Genomic DNA, 18,375 nt, shown 5'->3' with positions numbered 1-18,375 from the left:
GCCAGTGTCTATGCTGGGCACTGCTTTGAGTTTCAAGCGCGTGCGGTTTCTATTGATGCGATAGGGGTGAGAACACTGGCGCTCTCCCACCGTGTTCGAGATGGCGTTCGCCAACAAGTTGTGCAGCACCTGGATGGCCCGTCCGTTAGCGTTGAACGCCGTTCCATCGCTGGGCATTTAGCTTGGTTTCCAGCTGGCGAGTCTGACTCAGTATCTGCACCAGAAGCATGGGCAGAGCATGTTGCCGAGTACTATGACATAACGCTTCAGGATAAAACACGCGTAGCTGAGCGTGATGCTGTAGAGCTTCGCTTTTCGCCTATCGATAGCCAGCGATATCAACATACTTGGTGGATCGATCGAGCGACAGGACTGTTGCTTAAGCATGTGCTTAGCGATGCTCAAGGCCGTGTCCTTGAAACCTTCCAGGTTACCCAGCTTCACTCTCCTACCGCCTATAGTGGTGAAGTGCCCAGCCCCAGCGATGAGCAGATGCTTGACCAGCCTTGGCAAGTAACTTGGCTGCCTGAAGGATTTGTCGAGCAGCCCTTGGAGCCAGGGCAGCAAAGCGGCCAGCGTGTGTATAGCGACGGGTTAGCGGCTGTGAGCGTGTTTGTATCGCCCGCCAGTCAGCCAGCGTTGGAGGAAGGTCTTCATCGAGTCGGTGTATCTAACGCTGCTGTGTCGTTGATTGATGTCGGAGATCAGAGCTGGCAATTAGTGGGCATCGGCGAGCTGCCCGTTGAATTGTTGCAGCGCATTGTTCAGTCAGTGCAATTTGAATAACCAGGTACATCGTTGTGAACACTACAGATTGCAATGCTATCGTACGCTCAGGCACCGTCATTGCTCACTCTAGAGCAGGATTAGTGGTCGATGTGTCGAGCAGTGTCGCTTGTCAGCAGTGTGCTGAAGGGCGTGGGTGTGGCGCAGGGTTGTTAGCTCGCCGTCAACCACGCACCGTCATTGATCCGGGCGGTTTGCCCTCGCAATATTCAAGCCTTTATCCAATAGGTAGCTCAGTTTCGTTCACCGTTACTAAGAGTGATGTAAATATTCTGGCGCTGCTCGTTTATGCATTACCACTCCTATTTGCCATCATCATTTCTGGTACGGCGTCAGGAATGGGGGCGAGTAATGGGGTTTGTGCGATGCTATTTTTTAGTACCTTAATTGGCGCTGTCGTCATCCTGAAATATCTACTACGCGGACGAGTGGAACGCTTCCGCCCGCGTCTGGTCAGTTAATACTCCTGTAACTCGCTGAGAGTTGCACTCCCTTGTGTTTAGTACGTAGTTAGTACTTTTGCTTGATTAGGAGCTGTTGCATGAAGCGCTTGGTTTTTCCTTCCGCACTTTGGTTGTGCTTTATTGTGCTTTTGGTCGTTGGGCAAAATGCCCACGCGCAGAACTTGCCAGACTTTACCAAATTGGTAGAAGACGCTGCCCCTGGTGTGGTCAATATCTCTACTAGCAGGACGATTCAGCGTAGCTCTGGGCCTTCTATTCAAGGGTTCGGTGGCCAGGATATCCCTGAAATATTCCGCCACTTTTTTGGCGATAGTTTTCCTACGCCTCCCCCTGGTCGAGGGCCGAACCGCAGTGAAGAGCGCCAGTCACTTGGTTCTGGTTTCGTCATTAGTGCAGATGGTTACGTGCTGACGAACGCCCACGTGGTTCAAGATGCTGATGAAATTCTTGTGCGATTAAACGACCGTCGAGAACTAACCGCAGAGCTAGTGGGTAGCGATACGCAAACAGATGTTGCGCTACTGAAGGTGGATGCCAACAATTTACCAGTGCTTGATCTGGGCGACTCCGATGAATTAAAAGTCGGTGAGTGGGTGGCTGCCATAGGCTCACCCTTTGGTTTTGACCACTCTGTATCTGCTGGCATTGTAAGTGCTATTAACCGCACGCTGCCCCGTGATGTTTATGTACCTTTTATCCAAACCGACGTTGCTATTAATCCAGGTAATTCCGGTGGCCCCTTATTTAATCTTGAAGGGGAAGTCGTCGGTATTAACTCACAAATACTGACGCGTAGCGGTGGCTTCATGGGGCTCTCTTTTGCTATTCCCATTAACGTAGCCATGGATGTGGCCGATCAGCTACGTGAAGACGGACATGTGAATCGTGGATGGTTGGGCGTAATGATTCAGCCTGTGTCTCGTGATCTTGCTGAGTCGTTTGGCATGGAGGAAGCCATTGGCGCGCTGATTGCTGACCTAGATCCGGATGGGCCTGCGGCGCAAGGTGGTCTTCAAGCAGGGGACGTCATTATTGCAGTGAACGGTGAAGAGGTTGATCGTTCCAGCACGTTACCGCGTCTGATTGGTCGCGTTGCTCCTGGCAGTGATGTGGATTTAACGCTGATGCGCGATGGCGAAGAGGTAACCGAAACGCTTGAACTGGGTAGTTGGCCTGATTTAGAAGCTGGTCATAGCGATAGTTCGAGCAGCAATAATCAGGTTCGTCTGGGTGTGGCTGTGGTAGAAGTTGATGAGGCAACCCGTGAGCGCCTAAATATTGGTGGTGGCGTGGAAGTGCGTCAGGTCGAACCCGACAGTGTTGGCTCGCAAGCGGGGCTGCGTGTGGGCGATATATTAGTCAGTATTGACCATCGCAGCGTTGCTTCGGCAGATGAGCTGTTGAGAATTGTTGAAGAACTGCCAGATGATCGCGCAATTCCATTGCGCTTGTATCGAGATGGACGCTCGCTATTTGTGGCTTTACGTCTAGAGTAATCCACTGATTGTCTCTCCAGTCCGGCGGTTCTCGCCGGACTGCTGTTCCTATCCCCCGCATATCGCTACAATAGCGCTTATCTTTTTGACGAACATTGGCAAAGTAGTCGTGCGGCAATCTTTATTGCCTGCGCACATTGGCTCTATAAAGCCAGCTACAACCTTGCACACCCATAAGGCAGAACACACTCGATGTCTCAAGACGTTTCCAGCGGAAAGCTCAAGCACATACGCAACTTCTCCATCATTGCGCATATTGATCATGGTAAATCGACGCTATCAGATCGTTTGATTCAGACCTGCGGCGGTTTGACCGAGCGAGAGCTTAAGGAGCAAGTGCTCGACTCCATGGATATTGAGCGCGAGCGTGGTATTACCATCAAGGCGCAGTCCGTCACGCTTGACTACACGGCTGCAGACGGTGAAGTCTATCAACTCAACTTCATTGACACGCCTGGGCACGTGGACTTCTCTTACGAGGTGTCGCGTTCTCTTTATGCCTGTGAAGGGGCGTTGTTGGTGGTAGACGCCGCACAAGGTGTGGAGGCTCAATCGGTTGCCAACTGCTACACCGCAATTGAACAAGGCTTGGAAGTACTCCCAGTACTTAACAAGATTGATTTGCCCCAGGCTGACCCTGATCGTGTCGCACAGGAAGTCGAAGAAATTATCGGTTTGGATGCCACCGATGCCTGCCAAGTGTCGGCTAAAAGCGGTATCGGCATCGACGCCTTATTAGAGCGGTTAGTGCGGGATATTCCGCCACCTAAAGGTGACCCGGAAGCACCCTTGCAAGCGCTTATTATCGACTCTTGGTTCGATAACTATCTTGGGGTTGTCTCGCTAGTGCGCTTATTCGACGGAACATTGCGCAAAGGCGACAAAATCCGCATCAAGTCCACAGGGCGTGACTGGGGGGCCACCGAAGTAGGGATCTTTACACCGCTTCGCAAAGAGACCAATATTTTGCGTGCTGGTGAAGTAGGCTTTATTGTCGCTGGCATCAAGGAGATCCACGGAGCACCGGTGGGCGATACAATCACCCACACCAAAACCCCTGATGTTCCCCGCCTGCCTGGTTTCCAAAAAGTGAAGCCGCAGGTATATGCAGGTATGTTCCCGGTTAGTGCCGATGACTACGAAGACTTTCGGGACGCGCTTGAGAAGCTTGCGCTCAATGATGCTTCGCTTGAATATGAGCCGGAAAACTCGGATGCATTGGGCTTTGGTTTCCGCGTCGGCTTCCTGGGTACGCTGCATATGGAGATCATTCAAGAGCGCTTAGAGCGTGAATATGATCTTGATCTGCTGACCACAGCGCCGACGGTGGTGTATGAACTCGCCATGAAAAACGGCGAGATTCAATACGTATCGAACCCCTCGAAATTGCCTGATATGGCAGACGTTGATGAGATGCGTGAACCCATCGTGCGTGCCAGTATTCTGGTTCCTCAGGAGTATGTTGGTAACGTGATTGCTGAGTGTGAGCAGCGTCGCGGTACGCAATTAGATATGCAGTTTCTGGGTAATCAGATCCAGTTAACCTATGAACTGCCCATGTCAGAAGTGGTCATGGATTTCTTTGATCGTTTGAAGTCTATTTCTCGTGGTTATGCATCACTTGAGTACAACTTCGAACGTTTTGAAGCGGCTAAGTTGGTTCGCCTGGACGTGCTGATCAATGGCGATAAAGTTGACGCACTGGCCGTCATTATCCACCGTGACCATGCGCATAACCGTGGTCGCCTGCTAGTGGAAAAAATGAAAGAGCTGATTCCGCGGCAAATGTTTGATGTGGCTATTCAAGCCGCTATTGGTGGCCAGGTTGTCGCGCGCTCAACAGTCAAAGCGCTGCGTAAAAACGTGACGGCCAAATGTTACGGCGGTGATGTAAGCCGTAAGAAGAAACTATTGGAAAAACAGAAGGCCGGTAAGAAACGGATGAAACAGGTGGGGCGTGTTGAAATTCCCCAGGATGCCTTCCTTGCTGTGCTCAAGGTAAACGACTAGGGATACTTACCCCACATGGATTTTTCATTATTACTGGTGATTGCCGTTGCACTTTCTGGGGCAATATATTTGCTGGATGTGCTTTGGCTTAGACCTAAGCGGCGTGAGCGATTGGCCGCTGCTGAAGCAGCTACCACGGAAGGCCTGGATGGAACGACTCGAGAGACGTTGCTCAAAGAGCCATGGCCGATTGACTACTCACGCTCATTTTTTCCAGTTCTGCTGGTGGTGTTGGTCGTACGTAGTTTTATTATTGAGCCGTTTCAAATTCCATCTGGATCAATGAAGCCGACGCTTGAAGTGGGTGACTTTATCTTGGTGAATAAGTTTGCCTATGGCCTGCGATTACCGGTGCTGCACAGCCGTTTTTTAGAAGTTGATGATCCCGAGCGCGGCGACGTGATGGTGTTCCGCTTTCCAGAGGAGCCATCGGTCAACTTTATTAAACGTGTGGTTGGTTTGCCGGGTGACCGTATTCGCTATGAGGGAAAACAGCTGTATGTTAACGGTGAGCCAGTCACTAAAGCATTGATTGAAGAAGGCCCCGAACTTTCGCCGCAACAGCTATTATTGGAAGAGCAATTAGGTAGCATTAGCCACTATATATATAATAACCCCCGCGATCCTGGCCCCCAGATGCGCGAAGTGGTTGTTCCGGATGGGCACTATTTCACGATGGGTGATAACCGTGACCACTCCAACGATAGCCGTTATTGGGGGTTTGTTCCTGAAGATAATATTGTTGGAAGAGCGTTTGCCGTTTGGATGCATTGGGACGGTGGCTTGCCTAGCTTTACCAGCGTGCGGCGTATTGAATGAAAAATAGTTTAGAAATTGTTAATGCTGTCATATTAGTTAACGTCAACGACGTAGGAGCACTGTGAGTAATTCCTTAACCGCTTTTTGCCGACGAATCGGCCATACCTTCGGTGACCCTACGCTGATGGAACTGGCCATGACCCATCGTAGCTACGGTGGTCGTAACAATGAGCGCCTGGAATTTCTGGGTGACTCTATCGTCAATTTTGTAATCGCTGAGGCGCTTTTTCAACGTTTCCCTCAGGCTAGGGAAGGACAATTATCACGTCTTAGAGCGCGTTTGGTAAAAGGCCAGACATTGGCTGAGTTGGCTCGAGAAATGGAGTTCGGCGAATGCTTACGGCTTGGCTCGGGAGAAATGAAGAGCGGCGGGCATCGCCGCGAATCCATTTTGGCTGATGCAGTAGAAGCTGTGATTGGCGCTATTTATTTAGATGCGGGCATGGACGTAGTTCGTCAACGTGTGCTGGCATGGTACGCCGAGCGGCTTGAAAATATTTCGCTACAAGATACCCAGAAAGATCCCAAAACACGTTTGCAAGAATTTTTGCAATCGCGTCAGGCAGCGTTGCCACGCTATGAAGTAGTCTCTGTAAAGGGGGAGGCGCATGCCCAGACCTTTACCGTGGAGTGCTACATTGATTTGCTAACCGAGCATACCACTGGTAAAGGTCCCAGCCGCCGCCATGCTGAACAACAGGCAGCTGAAGAAGCGCTATTCCACCTTGAAAAAACACCTGGAGACAAGTCATGAGTCAAACCTGCGGCTTCGTGGCCATCGTTGGGCGGCCCAACGTAGGCAAATCAACCCTCATGAACCGGATTCTAGGGCAAAAGATCTCTATTACTTCGCGTCGCCCTCAAACCACGCGGCATCAGGTAATGGGTATTAAGACGGTAGAAGAGACACAGTTCATCTATGTTGATACGCCTGGCATGCACATCATGTCCAAAGACCGCAATAAAGCGATCAACCGCTTTATGAATCAAGCCGCAACACAGGCGTTACGTGATGTTGACTGTGTGGTGTTTATTATTGACCGCACTCGTTGGACGGATGAAGACCAAGCCGTGCTAAAGCGGCTTGAGCACGTGAAAGCACCAGTGATTCTAGCGGTCAACAAGGTAGATCGCTTAAACGATAAAGGTGACTTGTTACCCTGGTTAGCTGAAGTAGGTGCACGCCGTGAGTTTGCTGCGGTTGTGCCTATTTCTGCCAAGCATGGCACCCAAGTTGATACGCTCGAGCAGGAAGTTGCCAAATACTTGCCAGAGAGCGTTCACTTTTTCCCGGAAGATCAAATCACTGACAAGAGCTTGCGCTTCATGGCGGCTGAGTTGGTGCGTGAAAAAGTCATGCGTCAGCTTGGTGATGAGCTGCCGTATCAAATGACCGTGGAAATCGAAGAGTTCCGTGAAACCGAGCGTGTGACCCATATCAGTGCCTTAATCCTGGTCGAACGTCAGGGGCAAAAGGTTATCTTGATCGGTGAGAATGGCGAGCGTATTAAAAGCATTGGTCGCGAAGCCCGCCTAGATATGGAGCGCGCCTTGGGTACCAAGGTAATGCTCAATCTATGGGTGAAAGTGAAGCGCGGCTGGTCTGATGATGAGCGGGCATTAAAGAGCTTGGGTTACGATCTCGATTGAGTGCTTCCATGTCGGCAGAGCCAGCGTTTTTACTGCATCGCAGGCCTTACCGTGAAACCAGTGCGCTGGTGGATTTGTTAACCCTTAACCATGGTCGTATCCGCGCCGTTGCCCATGGAGGGCAGCGGCCAGGTTCTAAGTCGCGTCAACGGCTGCAACCCTTTACCCCTTTGTTTGTGTCGTGGCGCGGCGAGCGTGAGCTAAAACGATTAATGCTGATGGAGTCGCGAGGCCAGACGGCATTGCTAGCTGGAGAAGGGTTGCTCTGCGGCTTATATGCGAATGAAATAGCCACGCGTCTACTGCCTTTGGAGCTTGCAGCGCCAGAGGTTTTTGCATTTTATAGCGCGCTGTTAGAGGCATTGCCAACACCGGCGAACCGCGCCTTGGCGCTGCGACGTTTTGAATGGGCGCTGTTGGAGACGTTAGAGGCAACGCCGCGTTTTTGTACTTACGATGGCGGTGCGCTTGATCCCCAAACGCGTTATCGATTTGATGCAGCAAGTCGTGCTTTTGTACCTGCTGAGCAGGGCATCGAAGGTCGCACGCTGCGCTATATTGATCAAGGCGATTGGAAGCCCGTTGGCTTAGCAAGTGCATTAAAAGCGGTGATGCGGGCAGCGCTTGCGCCTCATTTAGGCGCGACTGCTTTACGTTCCCGAGAACTAATGCTCGATTTGGCCCGCCGCCGACAGCGCTAGGTGGGCATTTTGATATCACTTATTGGAGACACGCGATGCATCCTCCGCGGATTTTATTAGGCGTTAACATCGATCACATTGCGACGCTACGCCAAGCGCGTGGTACTCGTTACCCTGATCCCGTTCAAGCGGCACTATTAGCAGAAGAAGCGGGCGCTGACGGCATCACGGTTCACCTGCGTGAAGATCGTCGCCATATTCAGCCTAGAGACGTTCGCCTATTGGCAGAAATGCTTAATACGCGCATGAATTTAGAGATGGCTGTCACTGAAGAAATGCTACTGCTGGCTGAGGAAATACGCCCGGCACACGTGTGTTTAGTACCAGAAAAGCGTGAAGAGCTAACCACCGAAGGTGGCTTGGACGTTGTGGGTGGTTTTGATCTTATTGCCAATGCCTGTCAGCGCTTAAGCGCAGCCGGTTGCGACGTGTCTTTGTTCATCGATCCTGATAACGCGCAAATTGACGCTGCCATTCGTGCAGGGGCACCAACGATTGAGCTGCATACAGGTGCCTATGCAGAAGCAAAACCTGGCAGTGCGGCTGCTATTGCTGAATATGAACGCCTGAGTGCAGCGGCCATTCACGCTGTTTCTGCTGGCTTAGTGGTTAATGCTGGGCATGGCTTGCACTACCACAACGTTGAGGCGATTGCTGCGCTGCCGGGTGTTAATGAGCTCAATATTGGTCACGCAATTATTGCTCGAGCTCTTTTTGTCGGCTTGAAGGGCGCCATTCAAGAAATGAAACGCTTGATCATTGCTGGTCAGGAAGCTGGGTTAATGGCGGCGTTAGATGCTCATGAGCATGAACATGAGCACGAACACAAGCATGACGGTTGCTGTAGCCACTAAGATGATTGTCGGAATTGGGTCGGATATCGCCCGGGTCGAGCGCTTTGCTAAGGCAGTAAAACGCCATGGGCCACGCTTTGCCCAGCGAATTTTAGGCCCTGAAGAGCAAGCTGTGTGGCAGACAAAAGGTCATCCCGCTAGCTATTTGGCAAAGCGTTTTGCAGCAAAAGAAGCGTATGTTAAAGCGCTTGGGCTTGGTTTGCGAAACGGTATGCAATGGGGCGATATTCAGATCCTCAATGATTCGCTGGGCAAGCCAAGCCTGCAGCTAAGTGGTGAGGCGCTTCGTCTATTTCAAGCTAGCGGCGCCTCGGCTACTCATATAACGCTCAGTGATGAAGCAGATTACGCGGTGGCATTTGTGGTACTTGAATGCTAGTACTTGAATGCTAGTACTTGAACGCTAGTACTTGAGCGCTAACGGACTAGCGCTGATTTAACGTGCTCCGCTGCTCCCTGAGGCGTTTGATGGCGGCATACAGCTTATCAAGTAAATTTTCAGCCTGTTCCAAGCCCCCGGTGCGTAAGCGTGTCTCCAACGTTTCGACCGTTAGCGCGAGCTCGGGTGCTCCGCAGTAACGGCTGGCACCATTGAGCGCATGAACATGATCGAGCAAGGCCGTCAGGTTGTTTTCTTCGAAAGCGCTGCGAATTTGCTGTTCGCATTCACTTAGGCTATCGATCAGTCGCTTTAGTTGCTGTTTGGCGAACTCGGGGTTGCCGCCTGCTAGGCGCGTGCCGAGCTCAAGATCAATGACGGATAACGCAGCAGGTGTATATCCAAGAGCAGGGGCTTTTGGGGACGTCTGTAACAGCGGACTGATTGGCAGCGTAATGCCCAAGAAGCGTTGAAATTGCTGTTGCAGTTGAGTTTCATTGATAGGCTTCACTAATACGTCGTCTAAACCCTCCACAAGCCACTGCTGACGTTCATCGCTTAGCACGTGTGCGGTCACGGCAATAATTGGGCAGCGCGCCCAGCTATTATTAATACGCCGCAAAGCCTGGGTGGTTTGAACGCCGTCCATATCAGGCATACGAATATCCATTAGCACCATGTCTGCTTCGTTCTGACGCGCGTAATCCAACGCTTCCTGGCCGCTGGCAGCCAATACAATGTTGATATGCTCATTTTCGAGCATAGCCTTTAATAGCTCGCGGTTGGGCGCATTATCGTCAACGATCAGCACCGTGAATGTTGACGAAGGGAGCGCTTTAACCGTTTGTGCGTTGGCAGAAATAGTGGCTGTGACAGGTTCCAGTAGTTGTTTGAACGTGGCTATCAATTGAGTTCTGGTAAATGGTTTACACAGTATATCCCCCCCATTAGGAAGCTCCCAGTGAGGCAGTTCAAAGCTAGTGGCGTTTGCAAGGATGAGTGTTGGGCAGGGCGCTTGAGCAATTACTGACTGCCAATAGGTCTTTCGCTCACCGCTGAAGTCATCATGATCTAGGCTCAGCAGTAGCAGTTGCTCGTTGCCAGATTCAATGAAAGAGACGGCCGTTGCGCCCCAGCGTTCCATTAAGTGTTCCAACACATTGCGAGTGGGTAGATGGGGCTCATGTAAACGAATAATTGAGCCGTCGAGTGAGAGTTCCTGTGGCCGTTCCTTGCTCATGTCGGCAAGTAGTGGCAACGTAAATGAAAAGGTTGCACCTTCTCCAGGCTCACTATCAACAGAAATCTCTCCCCCCATTCGTTGAACTAATTGCCTGCAAATCGTCAGCCCTAAACCACTGCCGCCAAACTGTCTGGAGTGACTAGGATCTGCCTGGGAAAAGGCGCTAAATAGCTGCTTTTGTTGTTGTTCGTTCAAGCCAATGCCTGTGTCACTAACGCTAATACGCAGCACAACATGCTGGCCCTCCTGACTGTCCAGCATGACACGAATGATGACTTCTCCCTTCTGGGTAAATTTCAGGGCATTGCTGGTCAAATTATTGAGGACTTGATGGATGCGTAGCGGGTCGCCGCAAAGCGTTGACGGCACATCGTCATAAACCATCGCCACTAAATGCAGCCGTTTGCGCTGAGCTTCAGGTGCATGAAGGCCAACAACTTCATCCATCAGCGACACAAGATCGATATCGACTTCTTCTAACGTCAGCCGGTCGGCCTCTAGTTTCGAGAAATCCAACACATCATTGACTAGCATCAACAGGTTATCGCACGCACGGTGCACATGTTCTAGCCATTCTTTCTGCCGAGCGTCGAGAGACGAGCGGCCTAATAAACGGCAAAAACCAATGATGCCATTTAAAGGGGTGCGGATTTCGTGGCTCATATTAGCCAAAAATTCGGACTTCACTGCATTCGCGCGTAGTGCGCTTCGATGAGCAAGGTCGAGTTTGATATTTTGCTCTTCAATCGTCTCCATGGACTCTTGCAGTTCACTGGTCGCTTGCTCGATTTGGCTTTGCATATCATGCTGAGCTTGCCGAAAATGTTCCGCTAACCCATTGATATGTTCTGCCAGTTGCCGAAACTCGGTAGGGCGGGCAGCCGCCATATAAGGCCGGTAGTCCCCCCGGGATAGGCGGTAAAGCGCTTGGTTCGCATCTTCAATTGGGCGAGTAGCGTAGCGGCTGATCGCAAACGCGACTAAAAAAAGCAGCAGCCCAAGCAGCATGCCGCCTAAGCTGAGGCTAGCAATGAGCTTATAGCGCTCCAGTTTAAGCGTGCGTATGTCCATTTCGGCTTCAAGCCAGCCAGTATTAGCGAGATTAAATGGTTGGCCGTAAGACGTGGTTAGAGGTACCTGTAAACGCCAAATAGCTTCATCCATGGTGAGTGTCGTAGCATTGGGGACATTTAGGCGAGGGGGGGGAGGTATCGAATGTCCCAGTACCAATAAGCGACTCCCTTGCTCGTCGAAAAGCGTCACCGCACGTAACCCTTTGTGCTCCAGAAGCTGTCTGGCAATGGCTTCCAAACGAGGCAAGTCGCCATCTATCATGGCGTTACCCAGGCTTGGTGCCAGTAATTCACCAGCGCTAACTAAGCGCTCTTCTAGCATGTCACGGCCGGTGGTCTCGCTTTGCACCACCAGCAATAGTGCCATGACGGCATAGACAAGAAGTGGAAGCCCGAGTAACGCAAAGAGTAAGCGCGTGTTTAAAGACATGAGAGAAGCTCGTTGATTCAATGAGGTTGCCTGTCAAGCTAACGGCAGCGCCGATATAATGCAGCATAATGGTGATGATAAGGAATGTACGATGAATTATCCGACGCTCGAAGATGTGGTTGGCAATACGCCACTGGTTCGTTTAAAGCGCATAACGGCTGGTCGTAATAACACGCTTCTAGCCAAGCTAGAAGGCAATAACCCTGCTGGTTCGGTGAAAGATCGCCCGGCCCTCTCTATGTTAAGTGAAGCTGAAGCACGGGGCGATATTGTTCCAGGCGATACGCTGGTGGAAGCAACCTCGGGTAATACGGGTATTGCCTTGGCCATGGCCGCTGCTATCAAAGGCTACAAAATGACGCTAATCATGCCTGAAAACGCTTCTGAAGAGCGTAAGCAGGCTATGGCGGCTTACGGTGCCACATTGGTGTCAGCGAGCAAAGAAGGTGGGATGGAAGAGGCGCGAGATATTGCCGATGCGATGATTGCAAGAGGCGAAGGTAAACCGCTAAACCAATTTGCCAATCCAGATAACCCGCTTGCGCACTATCGCACAACGGGGCCCGAAGTGTGGCAGCAAACCGGCGGTGAAGTGACGCATTTTGTCAGTTCAATGGGGACAACTGGCACCATCATGGGGGTGTCTCGCTATCTCAAGGAACAAAATCCAGCGATCCAAATTGTCGGTTTACAACCGGCGGATGGTGCGAGCATACCGGGGATTCGTCGTTGGCCAAAAGAGTACCTGCCGTCGATTTTTGAAGCACCAAGGGTTGATATTACCCTTGATATCTCTCAGCAAGAAGCAGAAGCCCACATGCGCCGCCTGGCGCGTGAAGAAGGTATTTTTGCCGGGGTGTCGTCAGGTGGCAGCTTGGCTGGAGCACTGCGTATCGCAGAACAAACTGAGAACGCGGTCATTGTCTTCATCGTTTGTGACCGAGGCGATCGCTACCTTTCCACAGGCTTATTTGCCCCGGAGTTATAGATGGCCATGTTGGGTAAGCGGCGGCCATCTCGCCCCGCCTCGGGACACTCAGGGCTAGTTCGCCAACCTAGCCGTAAAACTGAGTCAAAAGATGATACCTCGACAACGCTGGTGGTTGAGCGTTTAGCTCATGATGGCCGTGGTGTAGCGCACAGTGTCGAGGGAAAAACAGTCTTTATTGACCAAGCGCTTCCTGGTGAACATGTCGATGTCGCGATACACGTGACGCGTAAGCGGTATGACGAAGCGCATATAAAAAACCGGCTCACCTCTTCAGAACAGCGGGTTGAGCCTCCCTGTACTTACTTTGGGCAGTGTGGAGGCTGTGATTTACAGCATCTTAATCTTACTGCACAACGCCAGCATAAGCGCGACGTTGTCACCGAGCTAATGGCGCGTCAGGGCCTTACGCTAGGTCCTATTGCTGCGTTAGATGGTGGTAGCGAGCACTACCGACGTCGCGCCCGTTTGGGGGTTAGGGTAGATGGTCAGGGGAATGTTCTACTGGGATTTCGAGCACCCAACAGCCACCGATTAGTTGATATTGAGCAGTGCCATGTGCTGGTGCCAGCGCTGAACAAATTGATTCTTCCGTTACGGCAACTGCTGGCAACATTAGCCTCGCCCCGTCTCGTTGGCCATGTCGAATTACTGGCGACCGATGAGGCGACAGTAGTGCTAGTGCGTCAGTTAAAAGCCCATGATCAAGATAGGGCTCGCTGGCAGCAGTTTGCGGAACAGCAGCAGGTCTCGCTCGGCACTTGGTTAGGGCGGGAAACGCCTGTTTTGCACTGGAATGGTGCACATGGTGGCGCTACACCCGTTCTACAAGAAGTACTTAATCTTGATGAACTCGGAATTCAAAGAGCGAGTTCACCCACAAGTGAACACTGTTTGCCGGGTGATAAAGCATCCCGCCTAGTGACGTTACGTTTTTCACCAGGTGACTTTTTACAGGTAAATGCTGAGGTTAACCAAAAGATGGTAGCTCAGGTGGTAGCATGGTTAAAGCCAGCGCCAGGGCAACAGCTCGTAGATCTCTTTGCTGGGATTGGTAACTTCAGTTTGCCGTTAGCCGCCGCAGGAGCAAAGGTGCTTGCTGTAGAGGGCAATCCAGCGATGGTGGAGCGAATTACCGCTAACGCTGATGCTAATCTATTGGATGTGCATGCCCAGCAAGCAGACTTAAGTGATGCCAAAAAGGTGCAAATGCTATTGAGCGAGCATCAGCAAATTGATGCGATTGTGCTGGATCCGCCGCGCAGCGGCGCAGAAGCAGTTTGCCAAGTATTAGGTAGTTACAATGTACCCCGGGTGGCCTATATTTCTTGTGACCCGGCAACGCTTGCTCGCGATGCGGCACATCTTGTGCATGCAGGTTATCGCGTCAAGCAAGTAGCAGTGGCCGATATGTTTTTACACACTGCTCACCTGGAAACGCTGATGCTATTTGAATACGAGGGCTAGCCTGCCCATTGCATCAAGCCTCGGTGACGGAAAGTGGCTAGCCGTCACCCTGAAAGGATGAATGATTGTCATGGTGAAAGTGCGTGAAGACCAGCCGCTTACCGAAAGCGGAAAGGTGGACATACAGCAGTGGTTAGCGCGCCTTCAAGAGGATGTGCGCCTACGCGACCCCGAACGACTTTTGCAAGCATGCGAGCTTGCTGAACAGTTGGAGCGAGAGGCGCCGCAAACCCACCGTGTGTGGCTCTCGCCAGGTTCAAGTTTTCGAATGGGGCTGGAAATGGCCGACATTCTGGCCGAACTCAAGCTTGATCAAGCAACCCTTGAGGCTGCCGTGCTGTATCGCGCGGTTCGCGAAGGGCTGCTGAGTATAGACGCCGTTACCAAACGGTTTGGCGAAGAAGTCGCTAAGCTGATTGATGGCGTTTTGCAAATGGCAGCCATTAGCTACCCACTAGCGCCCAACCATGGTATGAGCCAGCATAATCAGCAGGAAAATCTGCGCAAAATGCTGGTTAACATGGTCGGAGATGTGCGCGTTGCACTGATCAAAATTGCTGAACGCACCTGCGCTTTGCGCCAAGTAAAAGATGCGCCCCGTGAAAAGTGCTTACAAGTTGCGCGTGAAGTGGCTGATATTTATGCGCCGCTGGCTCACCGGCTTGGGATAGGCCAAATCAAGTGGGAACTTGAAGACCTATCGTTTCGCTATCTGCATGAAGATGAGTACAAAGCGATTGCTAAGCTGCTGGCGGAAAAGCGCTTAGATCGTGATCGCTATATTCATGACGTGGTGGAAACCATCAAGAGCTTGATGGAAGCCCAGAATATTCACCACTACGACGTCGATGGGCGAGCCAAGCACATTTACTCAATCTGGCGCAAAATGAAGCGCAAACGGATTGATTTTTCCCAGGTGCACGATGTGCGCGCAGTGCGCATCTTAGTGCCTGATGTGGCCGATTGTTATACCGTACTCGGAATTGTTCACTCGCGTTGGCACCATGTACCCAACGAGTTTGATGACTATATCGCCAACCCGAAGAAAAACGGTTACCAGTCACTGCATACCGCGGTGATGGGGCCAGAAAATAAGGTGCTGGAAATCCAGATTCGCACCTTTGCTATGCATGACGAAGCAGAATTAGGCGTGTGCGCACACTGGCGGTATAAAGGGCATGATACCAACGCCAAAAGCCGTAGCTATGAAGAAAAGATTGCCTGGTTGCGCCAAGTGCTTGAGTGGCAGGATGAAGTGGGTGGCTTTGGCGACCTGCGTGAAGGTCTTTCCAGCGACGTTGCGCCAGACCGTATCTATGTGTTCACTCCCGATGGTCATGTCATTGACCTGCCGCGTATTGCCACACCCATCGACTTCGCTTATCGCGTGCATACCGAAATTGGTCACCGCTGCCGTGGTGCCAAGATTAATGGCCGGATAGTACCGCTTACCTATAAGTTAAAAACCGGCCAGCAAGTCGAGATTTTAACGGCCACCAAAGGCGGCCCCAGCCGCGACTGGTTAAACCCCAGTTTGGGCTATGTGCGCACCTCACGCGCGCGGGCGAAGATTCAGGCATGGTTTAAGTACCAAGCACGAGACCAGAACCTAGACGAAGGACGGGCGCTGTTCGAGCGAGAGATGCGCCGTTTGGATGTTGAAGGGCTTGACCTTGCTAAGCTTGCCGCTGCTGTTAACTACCAAAACGCCGACGATATGTATGCGGCGCTTGGCGCGGGCGACCTGCGTATCGGTCAAGTACTTCATCAAGCCCAGCAGCTGTTTGGTGAAACGGACGACCAAGAACAGTTAGATCGGTTGCTGGCGAAGCCACGCCGCCAGCCAAGCAAAGCAACTAAAAGCGACATCACCGTGCTGGGTGTCGGTAACTTAAAAACCAGCATGGCGAATTGCTGTCGGCCAGTGCCCGGCGAACCGATTGTTGGCTTTATTACCCAAGGTCGCGGCGTCACCGTCCATCGCCAGGATTGCAGCAACATCCTTCAATTGCGCATGGAAGAGCCCCAGCGCATTATCGAAGTAGAGTGGGGCGAACGTGCCCACACCCGTTATCCCGTCACGATTGAAATTCAAGCCTGGGATCGCTCCGGCTTACTACGCGACGTAACCGGGCTACTAGGCAACGAGAAGGTTAATGTATTAGCTGTTAATACGCTGACGGATACTGACGAGGGGATCGCGCGACTGCGCATCACGCTGGAAGTCGACGGTCTTGAAGCGCTAGGCCGCTTGTTTTCCCGTATCCAGCAATTGCCCAACGTGACGGAAGTACGTCGCCTGCGCAATGCCGACCCAGAGAAAAACGTCCGTAGAGGAGGCGCCTGATGCGTTATAGCGTAGAGGATCTGCTGACATTGATGTCGGTACTTCGCAATGCGGAACAGGGGTGTCCTTGGGATATTAAGCAAGATTGGGACAGCATCGTGCCCCATACGCTGGAAGAAGCTTACGAAGTCGCTGACGCTATTGAGCGGCGCGCTTTTGATGAATTGCCCGGCGAGTTGGGTGACCTGCTGTTCCAAGTGATCTACTACGCCCAGTTTGGTGCCGAAGAGCAGCGCTTCGACTTTCACGACATCGTCGATACGTTGACCGTAAAGATGTTGCGCCGTCATCCGCATGTATTTCCTGATGGCACGCTAGCGTCACGACGTCCACCTGGGGTGAGTGCCGAGGACGTACAAACCCAGCACGTTAATTCACGTTGGGAAGCGCTCAAGGCCGATGAGCGCGCTGAGCGTTCGCAGCAAAGCACGCCCTCTGTACTTGACGATGTTCCACGTACGCTGCCAGCGCTCAGTCGTGCCGCTAAACTCTCGAAGCGTGCTGCCAGGGTCGGGTTCGACTGGCCGGATGCCAGCGGTGTACTGGACAAAATCCGTGAAGAGCTCGCTGAAGTTGAAGAAGCCCTTGCCGAGGGTAACCAACAGCACGCTCAAGAAGAAGTCGGCGATTTGTTGTTTGCAGTGACTAATTTAGCTCGCACACTGGGTGCTGACCCCGAACAATGCTTGCGTACCACGAATGCCAAATTTGAGCGCCGCTTTCGCTACGTAGAGCGCGAGTTTGCCGCCGCTGCGCGTCCGCTAACCGATGCCTCGCTGGATGAAATGGAAGCACACTGGCAAGCCGCTAAAGCACAAGAAAAAACGCTTATCCCTTAACAACTAATGCGACCCCGCAAGGAGGCCATGCCAATGAGTCACGACCTACACGAATCGCTACGTGATAACGTACGTATTCTCGGTGATAGCCTGGGCCGTACGATCGCCGATGATTTAGGCCAGTCATTTGTTGATAAAATTGAAACGATTCGTGCCCATGCCAAGCGGGGACGTCAGGGCGATTCATTGCAGCAGCGTGAGCTTATTGAGTATCTACGCCAGTTGCCCGAACGCGACCTGCTGCCAGTGACGCGCGCGTTTAACCAGTTTTTGAACCTTGCCAATATTGCTGAGCAGCACTACCGGGCGCGCTTTCGCCGGGTGGAAGACTACAAGCCTGGTACCCAGCCAGTGCTTGGTGAACTGCTAAGCCGTGCACAGCAGGCGGGTAATTCGCCCCGTAAGTTAGTAGAAACCCTGGCCAGTATGCGCGTTGAGCTAGTGCTGACTGCCCACCCCACAGAAGTTATTCGCCGTACGTTGATTCAGAAATATGATGCTATCGACGAGTGCCTAACCGCGATTGAAAGCTCTGAAGACTACCCAGAGCGTGGAACCCGCGCCCAGGGGCGCTTGGAAGAGTTGATCAGTCAAGCGTGGCATACCGATGAGATTCGTCATGAGCGGCCAACCCCTGTTGATGAAGCCAAATGGGGCTTCGCGGTTATCGAAAACTCCTTATGGCAGGCAGTGCCAGACTTCCATCGCGATTTGGATAATTTATTACTCGATACTGCCGGAGAGCGTTTGCCGCTAGATGCCGCGCCTATTCGCTACGCTTCCTGGATGGGCGGTGACCGAGATGGCAATCCCAATGTCACCGCGCGGG

The 18,375-nt window shown here is 52.0% G+C and carries 16 protein-coding genes; 15 read left to right on the top strand and 1 reads right to left on the bottom strand.

Annotation, left to right across the window (positions count from 1 at the left end; all coding sequences use genetic code 11):
• From INT22_RS03335 to acpS, 10 genes are all read left to right on the top strand, one after another.
• The coding region (locus INT22_RS03335; protein WP_226912370.1) for a MucB/RseB C-terminal domain-containing protein at positions 1–786 on the top strand (786 nt) is incomplete at its 5' end.
• Positions 787–800: 14 nt separating this feature from the next.
• On the top strand, positions 801–1,247 hold the full coding sequence (locus INT22_RS03330) for a SoxR reducing system RseC family protein (protein WP_193061348.1): 447 nt from the start codon (positions 801–803) through the stop codon (positions 1,245–1,247).
• Positions 1,248–1,327: 80 nt separating this feature from the next.
• The gene (locus tag INT22_RS03325; protein WP_193061349.1) at positions 1,328–2,746 is read left to right on the top strand and encodes a DegQ family serine endoprotease; all 1,419 of its coding nucleotides are present in this window, start codon (positions 1,328–1,330) and stop codon (positions 2,744–2,746) included.
• Between the two features lie 192 nt (positions 2,747–2,938).
• The gene (gene lepA, locus INT22_RS03320) at positions 2,939–4,756 is read left to right on the top strand and encodes a translation elongation factor 4 (RefSeq protein WP_038485191.1); all 1,818 of its coding nucleotides are present in this window, start codon (positions 2,939–2,941) and stop codon (positions 4,754–4,756) included.
• 15 nt (positions 4,757–4,771) lie between these two features.
• Positions 4,772–5,575 carry a signal peptidase I gene (gene lepB, locus INT22_RS03315; RefSeq protein WP_193061350.1) on the top strand — a complete coding sequence of 268 codons (804 nt, stop codon included), beginning with the start codon at positions 4,772–4,774 and terminating at the stop codon, positions 5,573–5,575.
• A 61-nt stretch (positions 5,576–5,636) separates the two neighbouring features.
• Positions 5,637–6,329, top strand: a complete 693-nt coding sequence (gene rnc, locus INT22_RS03310; protein WP_009722084.1) for a ribonuclease III — start codon at positions 5,637–5,639, stop codon at positions 6,327–6,329.
• Entirely contained in the window at positions 6,326–7,225 is a 900-nt protein-coding gene (gene era, locus INT22_RS03305; RefSeq protein ID WP_038485185.1) for a GTPase Era, read from the top strand. The genes rnc and era overlap by 4 nt, the downstream gene beginning before the upstream one ends.
• 8 nt (positions 7,226–7,233) lie before the next feature.
• Positions 7,234–7,926: a DNA repair protein RecO gene (gene recO, locus INT22_RS03300; protein WP_193061351.1), complete on the top strand. Its 693-nt coding sequence runs from the start codon at positions 7,234–7,236 to the stop codon at positions 7,924–7,926.
• 35 nt (positions 7,927–7,961) lie between these two features.
• Complete coding sequence (gene pdxJ / locus INT22_RS03295; protein WP_193061352.1) at positions 7,962–8,780, top strand: pyridoxine 5'-phosphate synthase; 819 nt, start codon at positions 7,962–7,964, stop codon at positions 8,778–8,780.
• A gap of 1 nt (position 8,781) precedes the next feature.
• On the top strand, positions 8,782–9,159 hold the full coding sequence (gene acpS, locus INT22_RS03290) for a holo-ACP synthase (RefSeq protein WP_193061389.1): 378 nt from the start codon (positions 8,782–8,784) through the stop codon (positions 9,157–9,159).
• 46 nt (positions 9,160–9,205) lie between these two features.
• On the opposite strand, the gene INT22_RS03285 is transcribed toward acpS, so the two are convergent.
• Positions 9,206–11,905 carry an ATP-binding protein gene (locus INT22_RS03285; RefSeq protein WP_193061353.1) on the bottom strand — a complete coding sequence of 900 codons (2,700 nt, stop codon included), beginning with the start codon at positions 11,903–11,905 and terminating at the stop codon, positions 9,206–9,208.
• Positions 11,906–11,996: 91 nt separating this feature from the next.
• Between INT22_RS03285 and cysM the strand changes: the two genes are divergently transcribed.
• From cysM to INT22_RS03260, 5 genes are all read left to right on the top strand, one after another.
• Complete coding sequence (cysM, locus tag INT22_RS03280; RefSeq protein ID WP_193061354.1) at positions 11,997–12,893, top strand: cysteine synthase CysM; 897 nt, start codon at positions 11,997–11,999, stop codon at positions 12,891–12,893.
• Positions 12,894–14,360, top strand: coding sequence for a TRAM domain-containing protein (locus INT22_RS03275; RefSeq protein ID WP_193061355.1), 1,467 nt, complete (start codon positions 12,894–12,896; stop codon positions 14,358–14,360).
• A gap of 70 nt (positions 14,361–14,430) precedes the next feature.
• On the top strand, positions 14,431–16,707 hold the full coding sequence (relA, locus tag INT22_RS03270; protein ID WP_089040838.1) for a GTP diphosphokinase: 2,277 nt from the start codon (positions 14,431–14,433) through the stop codon (positions 16,705–16,707).
• A complete protein-coding gene (gene mazG, locus INT22_RS03265) occupies positions 16,707–17,546 on the top strand; it encodes a nucleoside triphosphate pyrophosphohydrolase (protein ID WP_193061356.1) in 840 nt (279 codons plus the stop codon). Before relA ends, mazG begins: the two co-directional genes overlap by 1 nt.
• Before the next feature lie 33 nt (positions 17,547–17,579).
• On the top strand, positions 17,580–18,375 hold a 796-nt coding region (locus tag INT22_RS03260), incomplete at its 3' end, for a phosphoenolpyruvate carboxylase (RefSeq protein ID WP_193067686.1).

This window comes from Halomonas sp. 3D7M (assembly GCF_014897885.1).
Lineage (GTDB): Bacteria > Pseudomonadota > Gammaproteobacteria > Pseudomonadales > Halomonadaceae > Vreelandella.
The sequence above is the reverse complement of the archived record's forward strand: the minus strand, read 5'-3'. Positions and strand labels throughout refer to the sequence as shown.

What these genes read in the sequence shown, in the direction of transcription:
- INT22_RS03325 (WP_193061349.1), top strand. Translation starts at nt 1,328, where the DNA reads ATGAAGCGCTTGGTTTTTCCTTCCGCACTTTGGTTGTGCTTTATTGTG.
- lepA (WP_038485191.1), top strand. Translation starts at nt 2,939, where the DNA reads ATGTCTCAAGACGTTTCCAGCGGAAAGCTCAAGCACATACGCAACTTC.
- lepB (WP_193061350.1), top strand. Translation starts at nt 4,772, where the DNA reads ATGGATTTTTCATTATTACTGGTGATTGCCGTTGCACTTTCTGGGGCA.
- era (WP_038485185.1), top strand. Translation starts at nt 6,326, where the DNA reads ATGAGTCAAACCTGCGGCTTCGTGGCCATCGTTGGGCGGCCCAACGTA.
- recO (WP_193061351.1), top strand. Translation starts at nt 7,234, where the DNA reads ATGTCGGCAGAGCCAGCGTTTTTACTGCATCGCAGGCCTTACCGTGAA.
- pdxJ (WP_193061352.1), top strand. Translation starts at nt 7,962, where the DNA reads ATGCATCCTCCGCGGATTTTATTAGGCGTTAACATCGATCACATTGCG.
- acpS (WP_193061389.1), top strand. Translation starts at nt 8,782, where the DNA reads ATGATTGTCGGAATTGGGTCGGATATCGCCCGGGTCGAGCGCTTTGCT.
- INT22_RS03285 (WP_193061353.1), bottom strand. Translation starts at nt 11,905, where the DNA reads ATGTCTTTAAACACGCGCTTACTCTTTGCGTTACTCGGGCTTCCACTT.
- cysM (WP_193061354.1), top strand. Translation starts at nt 11,997, where the DNA reads ATGAATTATCCGACGCTCGAAGATGTGGTTGGCAATACGCCACTGGTT.
- INT22_RS03275 (WP_193061355.1), top strand. Translation starts at nt 12,894, where the DNA reads ATGGCCATGTTGGGTAAGCGGCGGCCATCTCGCCCCGCCTCGGGACAC.
- relA (WP_089040838.1), top strand. Translation starts at nt 14,431, where the DNA reads ATGGTGAAAGTGCGTGAAGACCAGCCGCTTACCGAAAGCGGAAAGGTG.
- mazG (WP_193061356.1), top strand. Translation starts at nt 16,707, where the DNA reads ATGCGTTATAGCGTAGAGGATCTGCTGACATTGATGTCGGTACTTCGC.